The sequence below is a fragment of the Gordonia sp. N1V genome (assembly GCF_029269935.1).
Classification (GTDB): domain Bacteria; phylum Actinomycetota; class Actinomycetes; order Mycobacteriales; family Mycobacteriaceae; genus Gordonia; species Gordonia polyisoprenivorans.
Genome location: NZ_JARJDD010000059.1, coordinates 1 through 1,392, shown reverse-complemented (window position 1 = coordinate 1,392; position 1,392 = coordinate 1). Strand labels below are relative to the sequence as shown.

General features: G+C 65.5%; 1 protein-coding gene and 1 pseudogene. Both read left to right on the top strand.

The window, feature by feature from the left end:
* A pseudogene (locus P3L18_RS28085) lies at positions 1-225 on the top strand (ABC transporter ATP-binding protein); the annotation flags it as partial.
* A gap of 135 nt (positions 226-360) precedes the next feature.
* The gene (locus P3L18_RS28080) at positions 361-1,296 is read left to right on the top strand and encodes an alpha/beta hydrolase (protein ID WP_276115993.1); all 936 of its coding nucleotides are present in this window, start codon (positions 361-363) and stop codon (positions 1,294-1,296) included.
* The last annotated feature ends 96 nt before the right edge of the window (positions 1,297-1,392 follow it).

Sequence of the window (1,392 nt, the reverse complement as noted above, 5' to 3'; positions counted from 1 at the left end):
GAGATCATTCCGCAGGTCCAACCGAATCCGGGTATGCCCGAACGCAAGGCGGTCGCCCGTCACCGCGAACGCGTCCTGGAACTGCTGCCCTCGTTGCCGGACAACGCTCAGCGCGCGATCCGCGAGTCGATGGCGCAGGAGGACGAGATCCGCGCCCAGGCACAGGCCCACGGTCGTCATGCCGGTGACGACGAGCCGACTGTGGTCCTCGACGCGGTGGTCTGACAGCTCATGATGACCGTCAGGACTGGTCGGTCGGCCGATGCCGACCGGTCCTGGCGGCTTCGCGATTTCGCCGGGCGCATCCGGCGACGCTGTTAGCGTTACGACGTCACCGATCACGCGCCGAAGGAGCCAACGATGTCACTCCGCGAAGTCGAGTTCACCTCGAGTAATCAACGGGACACGATCTACGGGTGGATCTACGAGCCGGTGCGTCCGGCCCGGGGCATCATCCAACTGATCCATGGTCTGGGCGAACACTCGCGACGGTATCTCCCGCTGATCACCAGGTTGTTGGATGCGGGGTTCGTCGTGGCGGCCGACGATCACGCCGGGCACGGCAAGACGGCGATGTCGTCGGGCATCTGGGCCGACGCCGGTGATCGGGCCGATCAGGTGGTCGTGGACGATGAACGCTCGCTGCGTTCGATTGTGCGCGAACGTCATCCCGATCTGCCGTATGTGATCTTCGGGCACTCGTGGGGGTCGATGATCGCGCGCGGACTGGTGAGTGGGGACAGTGATCAGGTCGACGGGCTGATTCTGTGTGGTATCGCAGCGGGGATTCACGGCATCGAGAATCTGCTCGACCGCCAGGCTCTCGCCGCCGAGACCGATACTGCCGCGCCTGCGTCCGAGGCGTACGTGGTGTCGATGTTCGACGGGTTCATCTCCCGCTATGAGCCGGGATCCGGCCCGACGGCGTGGGTGGCCCGCGACCCCGACGTCGTCCGTGATCACGCCATCGACCCGCTGAACAACTTCGGCGCCCCGATGTCGGTGCGGTTCCTCCGCGGATTCGTCGACCTCTACGACACCGCCAATGCTGCCGACTGGTACCGGTCGATACGTGCTGATCTTCCGGTGTTGATCCTCGCCGGCGACGGCGACCCGGTTACCAACTTCGGTGAGGGTGCCTACCATGTGGCCAATCAGCTTGCGCTGAGCGGGCATCCGGACGTCCGCACCCGTGTGTACACCGGCTTCCGGCACGAGGTTCACAACGAGCCCGAGATCCGTGACGAAGTAGCCGGAGAGATCATCGATTTCGCGAGTCGCTGCGTCGAACGGTGACCTGAACCCGGGTTCCGGGCCACCGTGGACCGAATCCAGCGCCGGTGCAGTCGGTCTCGAGGCTCGCCGCACGCGGCTCGCACCTCGACCAGCGGG

Bases quoted from the DNA above. Each gene is read 5' to 3' on its own strand.
- P3L18_RS28080 (WP_276115993.1), top strand. From the start codon at position 361: ATGTCACTCCGCGAAGTCGAGTTCACCTCGAGTAATCAACGGGACACG.